Annotated in this window: 13 protein-coding genes and 1 pseudogene; 8 read left to right on the top strand and 6 right to left on the bottom strand. The window is 74.2% G+C overall.

Going from position 1 to position 16,803, the window contains the following annotated elements; genetic code table 11:
• The first annotated feature begins 14 nt into the window (after positions 1-14).
• From Q1B24_RS18465 to Q1B24_RS18445, 5 genes are all read left to right on the top strand, one after another.
• Positions 15-3,410, top strand: coding sequence for an error-prone DNA polymerase (locus Q1B24_RS18465; protein WP_299931484.1), 3,396 nt, complete (start codon positions 15-17; stop codon positions 3,408-3,410).
• A 44-nt stretch (positions 3,411-3,454) separates the two neighbouring features.
• On the top strand, positions 3,455-4,405 hold the full coding sequence (locus Q1B24_RS18460) for a glycosyltransferase family 2 protein (protein WP_299931483.1): 951 nt from the start codon (positions 3,455-3,457) through the stop codon (positions 4,403-4,405).
• Complete coding sequence (locus Q1B24_RS18455; RefSeq protein ID WP_299931482.1) at positions 4,402-5,151, top strand: sulfotransferase; 750 nt, start codon at positions 4,402-4,404, stop codon at positions 5,149-5,151. The genes Q1B24_RS18460 and Q1B24_RS18455 overlap by 4 nt, the downstream gene beginning before the upstream one ends.
• Positions 5,152-5,216: 65 nt before the next feature.
• Positions 5,217-6,413, top strand: a complete 1,197-nt coding sequence (rffA, locus tag Q1B24_RS18450) for a dTDP-4-amino-4,6-dideoxygalactose transaminase (RefSeq protein WP_299931481.1) — start codon at positions 5,217-5,219, stop codon at positions 6,411-6,413.
• Positions 6,410-7,132 carry a bifunctional 2-polyprenyl-6-hydroxyphenol methylase/3-demethylubiquinol 3-O-methyltransferase UbiG gene (locus Q1B24_RS18445; protein WP_299931480.1) on the top strand — a complete coding sequence of 241 codons (723 nt, stop codon included), beginning with the start codon at positions 6,410-6,412 and terminating at the stop codon, positions 7,130-7,132. Before rffA ends, Q1B24_RS18445 begins: the two co-directional genes overlap by 4 nt.
• Here the strand turns inward: Q1B24_RS18445 and Q1B24_RS18440 are convergent.
• Together Q1B24_RS18440 and Q1B24_RS18435 are read right to left on the bottom strand one after the other, a co-directional pair.
• Positions 7,107-8,327, bottom strand: a complete 1,221-nt coding sequence (locus Q1B24_RS18440) for a hypothetical protein (protein WP_299931479.1) — start codon at positions 8,325-8,327, stop codon at positions 7,107-7,109. The two genes, Q1B24_RS18445 and Q1B24_RS18440, sit on opposite strands and share 26 nt — an antisense overlap.
• The gene (locus tag Q1B24_RS18435; protein ID WP_299931478.1) at positions 8,324-9,889 is read right to left on the bottom strand and encodes a hypothetical protein; all 1,566 of its coding nucleotides are present in this window, start codon (positions 9,887-9,889) and stop codon (positions 8,324-8,326) included. The genes Q1B24_RS18440 and Q1B24_RS18435 overlap by 4 nt, the downstream gene beginning before the upstream one ends.
• Positions 9,890-10,071: 182 nt before the next feature.
• Here Q1B24_RS18435 and Q1B24_RS18430 point away from each other — a divergent pair, with 182 nt between their 5' ends.
• The 3 genes from Q1B24_RS18430 to Q1B24_RS18420 are packed head-to-tail and all read left to right on the top strand — an operon-like array spanning position 10,072 to position 13,994.
• Positions 10,072-10,362 carry a DUF1876 domain-containing protein gene (locus Q1B24_RS18430; RefSeq protein WP_299931477.1) on the top strand — a complete coding sequence of 97 codons (291 nt, stop codon included), beginning with the start codon at positions 10,072-10,074 and terminating at the stop codon, positions 10,360-10,362.
• Between the two features lie 5 nt (positions 10,363-10,367).
• The gene (locus tag Q1B24_RS18425; RefSeq protein ID WP_299931476.1) at positions 10,368-11,252 is read left to right on the top strand and encodes a universal stress protein; all 885 of its coding nucleotides are present in this window, start codon (positions 10,368-10,370) and stop codon (positions 11,250-11,252) included.
• A 45-nt stretch (positions 11,253-11,297) separates the two neighbouring features.
• Complete coding sequence (locus Q1B24_RS18420) at positions 11,298-13,994, top strand: cation-transporting P-type ATPase (RefSeq protein ID WP_299931475.1); 2,697 nt, start codon at positions 11,298-11,300, stop codon at positions 13,992-13,994.
• Positions 13,995-14,000: 6 nt separating this feature from the next.
• Here Q1B24_RS18420 and Q1B24_RS18415 read toward each other — a convergent pair whose 3' ends face one another.
• From Q1B24_RS18415 to Q1B24_RS18400, 4 genes and pseudogenes are all read right to left on the bottom strand, one after another.
• A complete protein-coding gene (locus Q1B24_RS18415; RefSeq protein ID WP_299931474.1) occupies positions 14,001-14,933 on the bottom strand; it encodes a universal stress protein in 933 nt (310 codons plus the stop codon).
• A 111-nt stretch (positions 14,934-15,044) separates the two neighbouring features.
• Entirely contained in the window at positions 15,045-15,530 is a 486-nt protein-coding gene (locus tag Q1B24_RS18410; protein WP_299931473.1) for a zinc-binding dehydrogenase, read from the bottom strand.
• Between the two features lie 170 nt (positions 15,531-15,700).
• Positions 15,701-15,928, bottom strand: a pseudogene (locus tag Q1B24_RS18405) (alcohol dehydrogenase catalytic domain-containing protein); the annotation flags it as partial.
• Between the two features lie 124 nt (positions 15,929-16,052).
• The gene (locus Q1B24_RS18400; protein ID WP_299931472.1) at positions 16,053-16,631 is read right to left on the bottom strand and encodes a hypothetical protein; all 579 of its coding nucleotides are present in this window, start codon (positions 16,629-16,631) and stop codon (positions 16,053-16,055) included.
• Positions 16,632-16,803 lie beyond the last annotated feature (172 nt).

Below are 16,803 nucleotides of genomic sequence, written 5' to 3'. Positions count from 1 at the left end.
CGAGGGGTGCGCTGATGGGCTGGAACAACCCCGCCATGCGGTGGAAGGAGCTCGAGCGCCGCCTCAGCGGCCTGCCGGGTGCCGACGACGCCCCGGTGTCGCGACGCAAGCGCGCCTCCCCCGAGGCGCGGACGATCGAGCGGCCAGCCGCCGTCACTCCCTATGCCGAGCTGCACTGCCACAGCCACTTCAGCTTCCTCGACGGCGCGTCCTCACCGGCCGAGCTGGTCGAGGAGGCGGTGCGGCTCGGCCTGCACGCGCTCGCGATCACCGACCACGACGGCTTCTACGGCGCCCCCCTGCTGGCCGAGGCGGCCGCGGCCTACGACCTGCCCACCGTCTTCGGCGCCGAGCTGTCGCTCGGGCTCACCGGTCCGCAGAACGGCGTGCCCGACCCCGACGGCAGCCACCTGCTGGTGCTGGCCCGCGGCGTGGAGGGCTACCACCGGCTCGCCTCGGCGATGACCGACGCCCACCTGCGCGGGGACGAGAAGGGCCGGCCGGTCTACGACCTCGACGAGCTGGCCGAGCAGGGGCGCGGCCACTGGGTGGTGCTCACCGGCTGCCGCAAGGGCGCCGTGCGCCAGGCGCTCGCGACGGGCGGCGAGGCGGCCGCGGCCGAGGCCCTCGACCGGCTGACGTCGCTCTTCGGCCTCGACCACGTGCTCGTCGAGCTGTCCCCGCGCCCCGGCGCGGACACCACCAACGCCTCGCTCGCTGGCCTGGCCGCCGTCCACGGGCTCGACGTCGTCGCCGCGGGCAACGTCCACCACGCGACCCCCCGCCAGCACCGGCTGGCCTCGGCGATGGCCGCCGTGCGGGCCCGGCGCAGCCTGGCCGACCTCGACGGCTGGCTCGACCTGTCGGGCTCGGCCCACCTGCGCAGCGGCGCGGAGACGGCCGCTGCGCTCACGTCGTACGACGGTGCGGTCGCGCGCAGCGTCACGCTGGCCGACGAGCTGGCCTTCGACCTGCGCAAGGCCTCGCCCGCGCTGCCCAAGCGCCAGATCCCCGAGGGCCACACCGCCGACTCGTGGCTGCGGGTGCTGGCGGAGCGCGGCTTCGCGGAGAGGTACGCCGGCGTCCCCCACGAGGCCGCGGCCCGCGAGCGGCTCGAGCACGAGCTGCGGGTCATCGCCGAGAAGGACTTCGCCGGCTACTTCGTCATCGTCCACGACATCGTCGCCTTCGCCCGCGGACGCAGGATCCTCTGCCAGGGCCGCGGGTCCGCGGCGAGCTCGGCGGTCTGCTACGCCCTCGGCATCACCGCCGTCGACGCGGTCTTCTACAAGCTGCCCTTCGAGCGGTTCATCTCCGCGCACCGCGACGAGGAGCCCGACATCGACGTCGACTTCGACTCCGACCGCCGCGAGGAGGTCATCCAGTGGGTCTACGACACCTACGGCCGGCGCAACGCCGCGCAGGTGGCCAACGTCATCGCCTACCGGCCGCGGATGGCGGTGCGCGACGCCGCCAAGGCCCTCGGCTTCTCCCCCGGGCAGCAGGACGCCTGGTCCAAGCAGATCGACGGTTGGAAGTCAGTCGTGGCCGGCGACCAGGGCGACCCCGACGCCCACGACGTGCCCGCCCCGGTGGTCGCGCTGGCCGAGGAGCTGATGGGCGCGCCGCGCCACCTCGGCATCCACTCCGGCGGGATGGTGCTCACCGAGCGGCCGATCGGGGAGGTCTGCCCCATCGAGCGGGCGCGGATGGACCGGCGCACCGTGCTGCAGTGGGACAAGGACGCCTGCGAGTCGATGGGGCTGGTCAAGTTCGACCTGCTCGGCCTGGGCATGCTCGGCGCCCTCGACCACATGATGCGCCTGGTCGCCGACCACCTGGGCGAGGAGTGGGACCTGGCCACGATGCCCAAGGAGGAGCCGGCGGTCTACGACATGCTGTGCCGCGCCGACTCCATCGGCGTCTTCCAGGTGGAGAGCCGGGCCCAGATCGGCACGCTCCCGCGGCTGCGTCCGCGCGAGTTCTACGACCTCGCCATCGAGATCGCCCTGATCCGTCCCGGCCCGATCCAGGGCGGCGCGGTCCACCCCTACGTCCGCCGCGCGACCGGCCAGGAGGAGGTGACCTACGACCACCCGGAGCTGGTGCCGGTCCTCGAGCGCACCAAGGGAGTGCCGCTGTTCCAGGAGCAGCTGATGGCGATGGCGGTCACCCTCGGCGACTGCAGCCGCGACGACGCCGACCTGCTGCGCCGCGCGATGGGCTCCAAGCGCGGCGTGGAGCGCATCGAGTCGGTCAAGCAGAAGCTCTACGAGGGCATGGCCCGCCGTGGCATCACCGGCGACCTCGCCGACTCGATCTACGTCAAGATCCTGTCCTTCGCCAACTTCGGCTTCGCCGAGTCGCACGCCCTGTCCTTCGCGCTGCTGGTCTACGCCTCGTCGTGGTTCAAGCTCCACTACCCCGCGGCCTTCCTCGCCGGGCTGCTGCGCAACCAGCCGATGGGCTTCTACTCGCCGCAGTCGCTGGTCCACGACGCCCGCCGCCACGACGTCGACGTACGCCGCCCCGACGTGACCCGGTCCGCGGCGCAGGCCGACCTCGAGCCGCTGGTCACCGGTCCGGTCGCGCCGACCGGGCCCGACGGGTGCTGCCGACCGAGGTTCGAGCGCGTCGAGTGGGTGCCCGGCACCCCCGACCCGGTGCCCGCCCACCGGCGCGACGGCGCGCTCGCCGTACGCCTCGGGCTCGACTCGGTGCGCGGCATCGGTCTCGACGTGGCGCGCCGCATCGTGGCCGCCCGCGACGAGGCCGCGTTCACCGGCATCACCGACCTCTCCCGCCGCGCGGGCCTGACGTCCGCGCAGCTCGAGGCGCTCGCCACCGCGGGCGCCTTCGACGCGTGGGGGCTGCAGCGTCGTGAGGCCCTCTGGGCGGCGGGCTTCGCCGAGGGGGCCGAGCACCTGCCCGGCATCACCCCCGCCCCGGCGGCGCCGACGCTCCCGGGGATGAGCGAGCCGGAGCTCACCCTCGCCGACCTCTGGGCCACCGGCGTCTCCCCCGAGCGCCACCCGGTCGAGCACCTGCGCGCCGAGCTGCGCCGCGCGGGCGTCCGCTCCGTCGCCGAGCTGGCCGACGCGGAGTCCGGCCGCCGCGTCCACGTCGGCGGGCTGGTGACCCACCGCCAGCGACCGGGCACCGCCATGGGCGTGACCTTCCTCAACCTCGAGGACGAGACCGGGATGCTCAACGTCGTGTGCTCGATCGGGGTGATGAAGGCCCACCGGCAGGCGGCCCGCAACAAGGTGGCGGTGGTCGTGCGCGGACGGCTCGAGCGCAACGAGGGCGTCACCAACCTCGTCGCCGACCGGGTCGAGGGCATCGACGTCGTCGTCCCGGGCGCCGGGGCGGTCCTCCAGGCCCGGGCGTCCTCGCGCGACTTCCGCTGACCGCGCCAGCACCCGCCCCTGACCGGGGACCCTATGCTCGCTGCGTGGCCACCCACCCGTTGCGCGCCTCCGACCACTCCTACTCGGTCGTGATCCCCGTCTACAACAGCCAGGACGTGGTGGGGCGCACCATCGACGCGGTCCTCGAGGTGTTCGAGGCGGCCGGCCTGCGCCACCAGGTCGTGCTCGTCAACGACGGCAGCCGGGACAAGAGCTGGGACGTCATCAGCGCCCGCGCCGCGCAGTCGCCGCACGTCGTCGCGCTCGACCTGCTCCGCAACTACGGCCAGCACCACGCCAACCTCGCGGGCATGCGCGAGGCGACCGGTGACTACGTGATCACCCTCGACGACGACCTGCAGAACCCGCCCGACCAGGTGCTGCTGCTGATCGAGAAGGCCATGGAGGGCCACGACGTCGTCTTCGGCCGCTTCGAGCGCAAGCAGGCGCGGGGCCACCGACGCCTGGGCAGCAAGGCGATCAGCATGATCAACCGACGGGTCTTCGACCAGCCGCCCGGTCTGGCCGTGTCCAACTTCCGCATCCTGCGGCGCGACGTGGTCGAGCGGATCTGCGCGTCGCGCACGGCCCACCCCTACATCACGGGGCAGGCGCTGATGTTCTCCAGCGACCCGGCCGACGTGCTGGTGCGCCACGACCCGCGCCCGGTCGGCACCAGCAACTACGGCCTGCGGCGCATCGCCTCGCTCGTGCTGACCATCCTGTTCAGCTACTCCGTCTTCCCGCTGCGGCTCGCCGCCGGCGTCGGGTTCGCGGTCGCCGGTGGCAGCTTCCTGCTCGGCCTCTTCTACCTCGTCCGCGCGGTGTTCGTGGACTCCGCCGTGCCCGGCTGGACGACGATCGCGGTGCTGCTCGCGCTGATGAACGGCTTCGTCATCATGCTGCTGTCGATGCTGGGCGAGTACGTCGTCCGCACGCTCAACGCGGTCAGCGCCGTCACGACCTACCACGTGGCGCGACGGGTGTCCTCGTGAGCGGCTGCGACCACCGGCACCTCCTCGTCGTGGGTGCACAGCGGTGCGGCACGACGTACCTGAGCCGTGCCCTCGACGCGCACCCCGACGTCACGATGGCCCGGCCGTCCCCTCCCGAGCCGAAGGTCTTCTGCGACGCGGAGCTCACCGCCCGGGGCATCGCGTCCTACCACCGCACGTGGTTCGCGCACGCCCACGACGAGCGGCTGCTCGGCGACAAGAGCACCAGCTACCTCGAGGACCCGCACGCCCCGGGGCGGGCCGCGGAGATGCTCGGCGAGCCGGAGGTGGTGGTGCTGCTGCGCCATCCCGTGCTCCGCGCGGTGTCCCACTGGCGGTTCAGCACCGCCAACGGCTTCGAGGACCGCGACCTCGAGGACGCCCTGCTCGCCGACCTGCACGACGACCAGGCGTGGGACCCGCGGCGCTCGTCGGTCTCACCGGTCGCCTACCTCCGTCGCGGTCGCTACGCCGAGCAGATCGCCCCGTGGGCCGCCGCGTTCCCTGCGACCACGCACGTGCTGTTCCTGGAGGAGCTGCTGGCCGACCCGGCGGTGCTGAGGGGGCTCGTCGCGGACCTCGGGCTCGACCCGGACCGGACGCCGACACCCGACGCCGGGCAGGTCAACGCGAGCACCGGCGACGCGCCCGCACTCGACGTAGGAGTGGCGAGCACGCTCGCGGGGTACTTCCAGGAGAGCAACGCCCGCCTGGCCGACCAGCTGGGGCGGCCGCTGCCGTGGTGACCTGCAGCGACACGAACGACACGGACGACTCGGGACGACCCGAACGACAGAGGGAGGTGCCCGTCGTGGCACACGCACAGGAGCTCGAGGACGGTCCCATCGGGGAGCTGCCCGACATCGCGTTCAACGTCCCCTCGGTGGAGGGGCGCGAGCTCGACCACGTCCAGGAGGCCGTGCGGAGCGGGCACCTGTCCTCGGGCGGCGACTTCGCGCGCCGCGCCGCGGAGGTCCTCGCGGCCGACACCGGCTCGGCCGAGGTGCTCATGACCACGTCGTGCACGTCCGCCCTCGAGCTGTCGGCCATGCTCATGGACCTCCAGGAGGGTGACACGGTGATCGTGCCGTCGTTCACCTTCACCAGCACCGGGCTCGCCTTCGCCCGTCAGGGCGCCGGCCTGGTGTTCTGCGACATCGAACCCGACACGCTCGGCCTCGACCCGGCCCACCTGGCCACGCTCCTCGACGAGAGCGTGCGCGCCGTCGTGATCGTGCACTACGCCGGTGTCGCCTGCGACGTCCAGGGCATCCGCGAGGTCCTGGCTGCGTGGCCGGAGGTGCGCCTCGTCGAGGACAACGCGCACGGCCTCTTCGGCACCTGGCGCGGAGAACCGCTGGGGAGCCTGGGCCGCTACGCCACCCTGAGCTTCCACGAGACCAAGAACTTCGTCTGCGGCGAGGGCGGTGCGCTCCTGCTCAACGACCCCGAGGACGTCGACCGCGCCCGCGTGCTCTACGACAAGGGCACCAACCGCCACGCCTTCATGCTCGGCCAGGTCGACAAGTACACCTGGAAGGACACCGGCTCCTCGTTCGGCCTCTCCGACGTGCTCGCCGCCTACCTCCTCGGCCAGCTCGAGCAGCGGGAGGCTGTGCAGGCCAAGCGGCAGCGCGTCAGCGAGCGCTACGCCGCCGCCCTGTCGCCGTACGCCGACGAGCTGGGCTTCGAGGTGATGCGGGTGCCGCAGGACCGGGGCGCCGCGCACCACATGTTCTACGTCCTGCTGTCCCACCGCGACCGGCGCAACGACGTGCTGGAGCTGATGCGCAAGGCGGGCGTGCAGGCCACCTTCCACTACCAGCCGCTCCACGCCTCCGACGCCGGGCGCTCCTTCGCCGCACGGCCCACGGACTGCCCGGTCTCGCAGGACGTCAGCGAGCGGCTGCTGCGCCTGCCGTTCCACAACAACCTGTCCGACCCGGACCTCGACCGGGTGGTGGCCTCCTTCCTCGAGGCGAGCACCGCGACCCTCCCGGACCGGTGAGCGTCGCACAGCCCGGCTCGTCGTCGCTGCGTCACGAGGGCTACTGGTGGCACCGGGCCCGCACCGACCTGCTCGCCTCCGTGATGGCGCCGCACCTCGCTTCCCCTGCGCGCACGCTCGACGTCGGCAGCGCGGACGCGCCCAGCGTGGGCTGGATGCGCGGCGCCCGGCAGCACGTGGCCCTCGACCTCTTCCCCGACGGCCTGGAGCCCGGCGAGGGTGTCGTGGGGTCGGCGACCGAGCTGCCGTTCGGTGACGCGACCTTCGACGTCGTGTCGGCGTTCGACGTCGTCGAGCACTGCGCCGACGACGAGCGCGCGGTCGCCGAGCTGGGCCGGGTGCTGGTGCCGGGCGGGCGGATGCTCCTCTCGGTGCCGGCCTACCAGTGGGCGTGGTCGGACCACGACGTCCAGGCGGGCCACCACCGGCGCTACACGCGGTCCGGGATCGTCGCGCTCGTCGAGGGCGCGGGGATGCAGGTGCTGCGGTCGACGTACGCCTTCGGTGGCGTGTTCCCGCTGTTCGCCGCCGAGCGGCTCCGACGCAGGGTCCGTCCGGCGGCCACCGGCGACTCGCGCCTGCCGGAGGTCTCGCCGCGGGTCGATCGCGCGCTCATGGGCGTGTGCCGGGCCGAGGCGCGCCTGCTGCGCCGACGCGACCTGCCGTTCGGCTCGTCGGTGTTCGTCGCAGCCCTCAGGCCGCCGTCCGACGCGACCTGAGCACGGTCGAGGCCGCCAGCGCGATGAGTACCGTCGCACCGGCCTCGCTGGCGACGAAGGCGAAGGCGACCCGTTCGACGGGGAGCAGCGAGCTCGTCGCCACCAGCACGACCGCGCCGACGAGGACGGCGAGCGCCCAGGCGCCGGCCACCCGGGCCGGACGGTCCAGCGCGAGGGCGCCCACCATCAGGACGACGTTGACCAGGGCCAGAGCACAGCCCGTCGCGATCACCGCGGCGTCGCCGTGACCGATGTCCACGGTGCCGCCGAAGACCGCCTGCACGAGGGCAGGACCCGCGAGTCCCCCGATGGCGGCGCCGAGCGACACGACCGCCGCCCCCACCACTGCGAGGCGTCCTGCGAGCTGACGGAGCGCCGGCAGGTCGCCCGCCACGACGAGCCCGGTGACGTGGTGGGTGACCTGCGGCAGCGTCCCCAGCACCACCATGTACGGCGCGCGGAACAGCGCCAGCGTCGCGAACATCGCCGTGATCTCGGCCGGCGACCCGCCGAGGAGCGCCAGCACCACCGCTCCCCCGGTCAGCACCCCCTGGGCGAGCAGCTGCCCGGTCGCGGCACCGCCCAGGAACGCCAGGGAAGCGGCCCGGTCCGGCCCCGCTCCGCTGAACCGCCAGGCACCCGGCCACAGCGCGACGAGGGAGCCGGCGACCAGGCACAGGCCGTGGGCAACCGGGTCGTGCACCTGTGCCAGCAGCAGCACGGCCACGAGGACGCACCGCAGGGCGTTCTCCGCGACCAGGCTCCACGCCACCGCGGCCATCCGGCCGCGCCCCGCCAGCGAGCCCCGGAGCACGCCGACGGCGGCCGAGCCGAGGACCACGAGCACGACCAGCAGGGGGAACCACGCGTCGTCGCGGTGGAACAGGCGGTCGCGGAACACCCAGGCGAGCCCGCCGGTGGCGACGGCTGCCGCGACCACCACCCCCCCGACCCGACCGGCGGAGCCGCGGACGTCACCCTCGCGTCCGGCCGTGAGGCACCGGGTGATCCAGTGCTGCAGCGGGAAGGTGAACGCCGCGCCCGCGAGCGCCCAGACGGTCCAGAGCACCGACACCGGCGCCGCGGCGACCGCGCCCAGGCCGCGCGTGACGAGCGCGAACAGCACGTAGGCCAGGACGCCGCTCACCACCGAGCCGGCAGCGAGCTGGAGCGGGGCGCGGCGCTCCGAGGTCATGGCGCCGGCGGTTCGGCGTGCCGGTCGTCGGCGTCGTAGCCCGCCGCCCTCCGCAGGTCGGCGATGGTGTCCTCGCCCAGCGACGCGCGGGCGTACCACTCCCACAGCGGCGCGCTCCCGACGTACACGTAGTCGGGCTGGATCGACGCCCGCCACCGGAGCGAGACCGTCTCCCCGACCGCCACCAGGTCGGGGCCGTCCGCGACCAGGTCGCGCTTGAATCCGTCGAGGCCGCCCGGCCACGTGTCGTCCATGTAGTCCTGCAGCCCGCTGCGGAACATCTGGTAGCGCGTGGGGTTGGTGCGCCCGGTCAGCACCAGCGGCTGCGGCGCCTCGATCGAGGTGATGGTGGCGTCCGGGGGAAGCGTCGCGAGGACGGCATCGGTGGCCTCGCGCTGGTCCTCGAGGGAGGTGTCGCGGGTCGAGACCGAGTAGGCCAGGGCGATCACCACGGCGCCTCCGGCGAGCACCGCGGCCACCCCGTGGCGTGGTCCGCGAGCGAGCCCGTGGGTGGCGACCGCGAAGGTCGCGCCCAGTCCGAGGGCCGCGAACGGGAGCACGGGGAAGAGGTCGGCCCAGGCGTCGTACTCCTGCAGGATCCAGGCCAGTCCGGCGACGAGCCCGGCGGTCATGGCGGGCAGCACCGTCAGGCCCGGCTCGGCGGCCCGGGCCCGGCGCGACACGGCGGCCAGCGAGACCAGGACGAGCAGCACGGTCCCGCCGAGGAGCAGCCACACCGTCACGCCGTAGGCGAGCTGCAGGTCCTCCCACACCAGCTCGCGTCCGGAGTCGAGCGGGTTGGGGACCGTGTAGCGCCGGTTGATGCCGTAGAAGCCGTCCCACGACGCGCGCAACGATCCGGCCAGGGCGAACCAGGCGCCGAGCACCGCCACCGGGACCAGCCCTCCGGCGGCGACCCGGAGCAGGGCCTGCAGCCGCTGGCCGTGCGCGAGCAGGAGCGCGCCGACCACCACGGCGGTGAAGGTGCTGAAGAACGCCGTCTGCAGGCACAGCGTGGCGAGGCTGGTCAGGACGCCCGCGGTGAACCAGCGCCGGTGCGTCACCGCCCAGAGCGCTCCCAGCACGAACAGCGTCATCGGCGTCTTCTCGCGCGGCCCGTTGGAGGCGTACTGGATGAAGCCGTGGAAGGCGAGCATCGCGCCCGCGGTGACCAGGCCGGCGCCCCGGGAGCGGAACAGGTCGCGCCCGAGCAGGTAGGCGACGCAGACGGCGGCGACGGCCATGAGCATGAACAGCACGCGCATGGTGACCAGGTCGTCCAGGCCGCCCACGCGGGCGACGAGCGCTCCCACCCCCGGCAGCACGTGCGCGAGCGGACCGGCACGGTTGAGGACCCCGAGGTAGGGCGGGACGCCGTCCGCCACCTGCTGACCGGCGTAGCTGTAGATGCCGAGGTCGCGCGTGAGGATCCCCTGGAAGCCGTGCAGCACGTAGACGACCAGGGACACCGCCGCCACCACCGGCAGCAGGGGGTCGATCGCGCGCAGCCGGGAGATCCCACCGGGCCGGACGCCGTCGGACCGGTCGGGACGAGGGGGCACGCGGACACCCTACGGAGTCCGCTCACCGTCAGGCCGGGTCGACCCGCGCCCGGGACCAACGGCCCTGCCCACCGGGTCGTCCGACCGCTGCCCGATCCCGCCCTGGACCGCAGCATGGAGGAGGTGGACCGGCCCGAGGCACGGGCTGCGACACCGCCCGACGATCCCTCGAGGAGGAACCCATGCACACGAGGACGTGGCACGTGACCATCAACCTGTCCGAGCACGACGGCCTCACCCGCGCGGAGGCGATCCTGCGCACCGATTCCGGTCCGGAGCTCCGCCACGAGGCCGTGGCAAGGCTGCACCCCGGGGATCGGGACGTCCCGGAGATCGGTGACGAGCTCGCCGCGTGCCGAGCCCTGTCCGGTCTGGCGCACGACCTGCTCGACGCGGCGGTCGCCGACGTCGAGGAGAACGACCCAGCCAGCGGGACCCCCAGCATCGCGGCGGACTCGCCGACCCCGGCCTGAGCGCCATGACGGGCCCCCTGGACCTCGACGACCTCCGGGGCAGCGTCGTCGTCGCCGTCGACGGTTCCGAGCACGCCCAACGGGCCCTCCGGTGGGCCGCGGACGAGGCCGCCTTCGAGCGCCGCAGCCTCGCGGTCGTGGCCGTCGGCGACGCGGCAGGCGCTGCGATGGCCGACGCCGTCGCCGCTGTGACGCGGTTGCACCCCGAGCTGCCGGTCACCTGCCACGTCGCCCGGGGCGACCCCCGCCAGGTGCTCATCGACGCGTCGGAGCTCGCCTTCGTGCTGGTGCTCGGGTCGCGCGGGCGTGGCCCGGTCAGGAGCATGCTGCTCGGCTCGGTCAGCGCCGCGGTGAGCCGACAGGCGGCCTGCCCGGTGGTCGTCTGCCGCCCGGCCGAACCGGGGACGAGGCGTGGCGGTGTGGTCGTCGGGGCGGACGGCTCGCCCGAGTCGCTGCCCGTCATCGAGTTCGCCTACCGCCACGCCTTCCTGCGCGGCGCACCCCTCACCGTGCTGCACAGCTTCTTCGACGCGGCGGCCGCGGTGGCGCAGTACCACGAGGCGCGTGGCGAGCCCGCCGAGATGCCGGCACTCGACGACCTGCGTGCCGAGCTGGGCGCGTCGGTGGCCGGGTTGGAGAAGGACTACCCCGGCGTGCCCGTGACCCTGACGCTGCGGCACGGGCTGGTCGACCAGGCCCTCGCCCCTCGGCACGCGCCGTGGGACCTCGTCGTCGTCGGCCGGCACCCGATGCGCTCCCTCGGGAGGCTGCTCACCGGCTCGATCGCGACCGCGGTGCTGGAGCGGGCGACGTGCCCGGTGGCCGTGGTCCCGGAGAGCCTCGCCCGCCGCGACCCGTCGGAGGAGGACGAAGGTCCTGCCAGCCGGTGACCGGCGCACCTGTCACCCACCCTGCTGGCGCGGTGGAGTGGACCCGTGACGGCACCCGACCCCGAGGAGGCCCTCGACCGGTTGTTGCGGGACCTGCGCAGCAGCCGCGGTGGGCTGACCGACCGGGAGGCGGCACGTCGCCTGGTCAGCGTCGGCCCGAACGTGCTGGCCGCCCGGCGTGGCCCCGGATGGCCGAAGGAGCTCGGACGGCAGCTGGTCCATCCCCTGGCGCTGCTGCTCTGGTTGGCGGCGGTGTTCGCGCACCTCGCCGGCACCACACCGCTCGCCATCGCCATCGTGGCCGTCATCTGGGTGAACGCGCTGTTCGCCTTCGTGCAGGAGCGCCACGCCGAGCGGGCCGTCGAGGCGCTGACGGCGTACCTCCCGCCGCAGGCCCGGGTGCTGCGAGAGGGCCACCCCCGCTCGCTCGACGCCACCGAGGTCGTCCCCGGTGACGTCGTGCTGGTCGCGGAGGGTGAGCGCGTCCCCGCCGACGTCCGCCTCCTCTCCGGTGTCGTGGAGATGGACGTGTCCGCCCTGACCGGTGAGTCGCTGCCGGTGCTGCGCTCGGCCCTGCCCGGCCCCACCAGTGACCCGCTGCTGCAGGCCAGGGACCTGCTGTTCAGCGGGACGGTCTGCACCGGCGGGGAGTGCACGGCCGTGGTGCACGCGACCGGGATGCGCACCGAGCTGGGTCGGATCGCGGCCCTCTCGCAGCGGGTGGAGATCGAGCCGAGCCCGCTGGAGCTCCAGGTCTCCCACGTCGCGCGGTTGATCGCCGTCGTCGCGGTGGGCACCGGCCTGGCCTTCGTGCCGCTGGGGACCCTGGGGGCGGGGCTGTCGCTCGCGGACACGATGAGCTTCGCGATCGGCCTGCTCGTCGCCAACGTGCCGGAGGGGCTGCTGCCCACCATCACGCTCGCGCTCGCCGTCGGCGTACGCCTGCTCGCCGGGCAGGGAGCGTTGGTCAAGCGCATCTCCGCGGTGGAGACCCTCGGCTCGACCCAGGTCATCTGCACCGACAAGACGGGCACGCTGACGATGAACCGGATGAGGGTGGTCTCCGTCTGGGCGGACGGACACACCCTCGACGTCGACGACGAGACCGGTCACGAGGTGGCACCGTCGTCGGCGTTCGGTCAGCTGGCCCTCGCCGGCGCCGCGTGCAACAACGCGGCGCTCGAGGGCGAGGGCGAGGGTGAGGGCGAGGTCGGCGACCCCACCGAGCTGGCCCTCCTGCACCTGGCCGGACGACTCGGCGTCCCGGTGCCCGACGGCCACGACGGGCGCCTCGCGCAGTTCCACTTCGACCCGGCGTTGCGCCGCATGACCACGGTCGACCGCGACCGGGACCGGGTGCTCGCCAGCACCAAGGGCGCCCCGGAGGACGTGCTCCCCCGGTGTCACCGCATCGCCACGGAGGACGGCGGCGACCGGACCCTCGACACCGCCGGGCGCGCCGGCATCGAGCGGGTGGTGGGCGCCTGGGCCGACCGCGGCCTGCGGGTGCTCGCGCTCGCGGGCCGCCCCCTGGACCCGGCCTCGTGGTCATCGATGCCGCGCGAGGAGGTGGAGCAGGACCTCACGCTGCTCGGCATCGTGGGCATGGTCGACCCACCCCGTTCCGAGGTGTCGGCGGCGGTCGCGCGGTGCCACTCCGCGGGCATCCGGCTGCTGATGGTCACGGGGGACCATGCCCGGACGGCGCGCCGGATCGCCGAGCAGGTCGGCATCGGACGCGACGGTCTCACGGTCGTCAACGGCCCCGAGCTCGATGCGATGCCGGAGTCGCGTCTCGACGCCCTGCTGGCAGGCACCGACGAGCTGGTCTTCGCCCGGAGCTCGCCCGAGGCCAAGATGCGCATCGCCCATGCGCTGCAGGACCAGGGGCAGGTGGTCGCCATGACCGGCGACGGCGTCAACGACGCACCGGCGCTGCGCCGCGCCGACATCGGCGTCGCGATGGGCCGGTCCGGCACCGACGTCGCGCGGGAGGCGGCCACCATGGTGCTCACCGACGACAACTTCGCCACCATCGTCACGGCCGTGCGGGCCGGACGCCAGGTCTACGACAACGTGCGGAAGTTCATCGTCTACATCTTCGCCCACGCCACCCCGGAGGTCGTGCCGTTCCTGCTCTACGCGCTGTCCGGCGGGCAGGTCCCCCTCCCCCTCACCGTCATGCAGATCCTGGCCATCGACCTCGGCACCGAGACGCTGCCCGCCCTCGCGCTCGGTCGCGAGCCCCCGGAGCCCGACCTGATGGACCGCCCGCCTCGACAGCGGGGAGCGCGGGTGATCGACCGCGCGATGCTGGTCCGTTCCTGGGGCGTCCTGGGCGGGGTCTCGGCCGTGCTGGTGACCGGGCTCTTCCTGGCCACCCTCCTGGCCGGCGGATGGACCCTCGGCGACCCGGTGGAGTCGGGCCCGCTGCACGAGGTCTGGCGCCAGGCCACGACGATGACGTTCCTGGCCATCGTCAGCTGCCAGGTCGGCACCGCGGTCGCGGCGCGGACCGAGCGGGCGTCCCTGCGGCAGGTCGGGCTGACCAGCAACCGTCTCCTGCTCTGGGGAATCGCCTTCGAGATCCTCTTCGCTGCCGCGGTGGTCACCGTCCCGGTCCTGCAGGACCTGTTCGGCACCTCGCCTCCGGAGCGGTGGCTGCTGCTCTGCCTGCTCCCCCTGCCGTTCGTGGTGTGGGGCGCCGACGAGCTGTGGCGCTGGCGCAGGCGTCGGCGGTGAACCGCCTCAGGACTGCAGGGACACGTCGTCGGCGTCCAGGCCGAGCCCCGCGTCGGCGTCCCGGGGAGACCGGACCGGAACGACCATGACGGCGCTCCGGGCCTCGCGCAGCACGGTCCGCGCGGTCGAACCCAGGTGCGCGCCCCCGCGCCAGTGCGAGGCGTGCCGTCCCACGACGACCAGGGACGCGGTCCGGGACTCGCCGACGAGCACCTCGGTCGGCCACTGGTGGCGCACCTCGACGGCGACCGGGACCGACGGGTGGGCCCGACGGAGCTCGCGCATCGCGGACTCGAGGGCCCGGACCTGCTCGGCGTGCCACTCCGGCGCCACCCGGGCGGTGATGATGTCGTCGTAGGCGGGGTCGAGCCGCCAGGCATGGATCACGCGCAGCGCGGCGCCGGTCGAGGCGGCCCACTCGAACCCCGCGAGCACCGCCTCGAGCGGCGCCGCGCCTTCGTGCACGCCCACGACGACCTCGCCGGGCTCGTCGGTCGGCTGCCAGCCCATCGGCACCGAGACCACCGGACACCGGCCGTGGGCCGCGGTGCCGGCGACGGTGGAGCCGACGAACAGCCGGCCGAGCCAGTGCGGGTCGCGGTGCTGCACGACCACCAGCCGGGCGGTGGCACTCTGCCCGGCCAGGACGTGGGAGGCGGTGCCGGCGACCGCCGCCGTGCGGACGGGCACCGCTCCGCCGGTCAGCTCCTCGAGCTCCTCCCGGACCTCCTTCACCAGCCACTCGGCGACGTCGGCGGCCTCGGCGTAGGTCATGAGCACGCTCGGCGGTGGCGGCGGCAGGGCGGTGCCGTACGCGTGCACGAGGACGACCTCGGTCCCCTCGCGTGTGGCGAGGTCCGCGGCGAAGCGCAGCGCCGCGGTCTCGCGTCCCGGTCCGGTGACGCCGACGACCACGGCGCCCTCCGTGCTCGTGTCCATCGTGGTCTCCTCACTCCTGTCCCGTGGCCTCGCGTCGGGTCATCACCGCCACCATCGCTGGCGCGCGGCCATCCGGGACAGGGCCGGAGGTCCCGGGACGCCGGGCCGCGCTCAGCCCACCCGGACCACGGCCGCGCCCGTGACCCGCCCGGACGCGAGGTCCTCGAGGGCCCGGTCGGTGTGTGCCAGGTCGTACGTCGTCACGCGCGGCCGCACGCCGCGCGGCTCGGCGAGGGCCAGCAGCTCGTGGGCGTCCTCGCGCGTGTTGGCCGTGACGCTGGTCAGGGTGCGCTCACGGAACAGGTGCGCCTGGTAGTCGAGGGGCGGTACGTCGGTGAGGTGGATGCAGGCGACGGCGAGGGTGCCGCCCTGGTCCAGGGCCCGGAGCGCCACGGGCACCAGGTCGCCGACGGGCGCGAAGAGGACCGCCCCCTCCAGCGGCACGGGCGGCGCGTCCGTGACGTCGCCGGCCCAGTCCGCGCCGAGGTCGAGCGCCAGCGCACGCGCCGCCGGCTCGCGGCTGAACGCGTGCACGTGCAGCCCCTCGGCGAGGGCGAGCTGCGCGGTGAGGTGCGCGCTGGCACCGAAGCCGTACAACCCGACGTGGCCGCCGAGCCCGACGTGCGCGCGCGCCTCAGGGCCCGGTAGCCGATGATCCCCGAGCAGAGCAGCGGCGCGACCTCGACGTCGTCCATCCCGTCGGGGAGCCGGTACGCGAAGTCGGCCGGCACGACGGCGTACTCGGCGAACCCGCCGTCCGCGTCCCAGCCGGTGTACTGCGAGGACCGGCACAGGTTCTCCCGTCCCGTGCGACACCAGCGGCAGGACTGACAGGTCCCGCGCAACCAGGCGATCCCGACCCGCTCGCCGTCGTCCCACCCGGTGACCGCCGCGCCACGACCCACGACCACGCCGACGACCTCGTGACCCGGCACCCGTCCGGGCGCGCGGGCCGCGAGCTCGAGGTCGGCCAGGTGGAGGTCCGTGCGGCACACCCCGCACGCCGTGACGCGCACCAGCAGCTCGTCGGGAGCCGGTCGCGGCTCCGGCAGGACGGCACGCTCCACCCGCCCCACGCCTCCGGGCCTGCCGCTGACCACCCATGCGTCCACGTCGACCTCAGCGACCGGGTGGCCACGACCGGGCGCGACGCCGTTCCGGCACCGCCGTCAGCAGCCAGGCGTCGAAGCGGACGGGGTCGCGGAGCTGCAGCTCGTCGAGGAGCCGGCGCCGCTCCTCCACCAGCACGAGGCGTCGCGGGACGGACGTGGTGGGGCGCAGCACCTCGGCCGTGGTCCACTCCCAGCGCCGGTGCAGGTCGCGCAGGCTCAGCGCCTCGGGGGGGCCGATGGCGCGTCGGGAGGACCAGCCGACGAACCCGGTGCGGGCGAGCATGACCGCGGGTGGTGACAGCGCGAGCAGGCCCAGCCCGAGAGCGACGCCGGTGTTCCCCCACGCCACGGCCAGCGCGTCCGTGGCGACCGCCCCCACCGCGCCCCAGAGCAGCCCGCGCCGGACCCAGGGCCAGCGGTCCTCGCGCTCCTCGACGAGGGCGAAGGCCAGGGCCGCCCCGAACAGCCCCATCCCCACACCGAGGAGCGTCATCCGCACCAGACCGCCGGCGGCGATGTCGAGGACGCACGCGGACCCGACGGCCACCCCCGCGGCTCCCGTCCACACGATGCGATAGGTCCTCACGGCGGCCTCCTCGCGTCGGTGTGGGGTCGATGTCGGGTCGATGTCGGGTCGATGTCGGGTCGATGTGACCTGCCACCACCGTCGCGCCGCCACGCGACCGCGCACAGGGCCGAGCGACCACGACGCCCGGGCCCGAAGGTCCCGGAACGCCGGGACCCGCGACCGTGTCGGC

This window comes from uncultured Nocardioides sp. (genome assembly GCF_947488025.1).
Taxonomy (GTDB): domain Bacteria; phylum Actinomycetota; class Actinomycetes; order Propionibacteriales; family Nocardioidaceae; genus Nocardioides.
The sequence above is the reverse complement of the archived record's forward strand: the minus strand, read 5'-3'. Positions and strand labels throughout refer to the sequence as shown.

Bases quoted from the DNA above. Each gene is read 5' to 3' on its own strand.
- Q1B24_RS18465 (WP_299931484.1), top strand. From the start codon at position 15: ATGGGCTGGAACAACCCCGCCATGCGGTGGAAGGAGCTCGAGCGCCGC.
- Q1B24_RS18440 (WP_299931479.1), bottom strand. From the start codon at position 8,327: ATGACCTCGGAGCGCCGCGCCCCGCTCCAGCTCGCTGCCGGCTCGGTG.
- Q1B24_RS18430 (WP_299931477.1), top strand. From the start codon at position 10,072: ATGCACACGAGGACGTGGCACGTGACCATCAACCTGTCCGAGCACGAC.
- Q1B24_RS18425 (WP_299931476.1), top strand. From the start codon at position 10,368: ATGACGGGCCCCCTGGACCTCGACGACCTCCGGGGCAGCGTCGTCGTC.
- Q1B24_RS18415 (WP_299931474.1), bottom strand. From the start codon at position 14,933: ATGGACACGAGCACGGAGGGCGCCGTGGTCGTCGGCGTCACCGGACCG.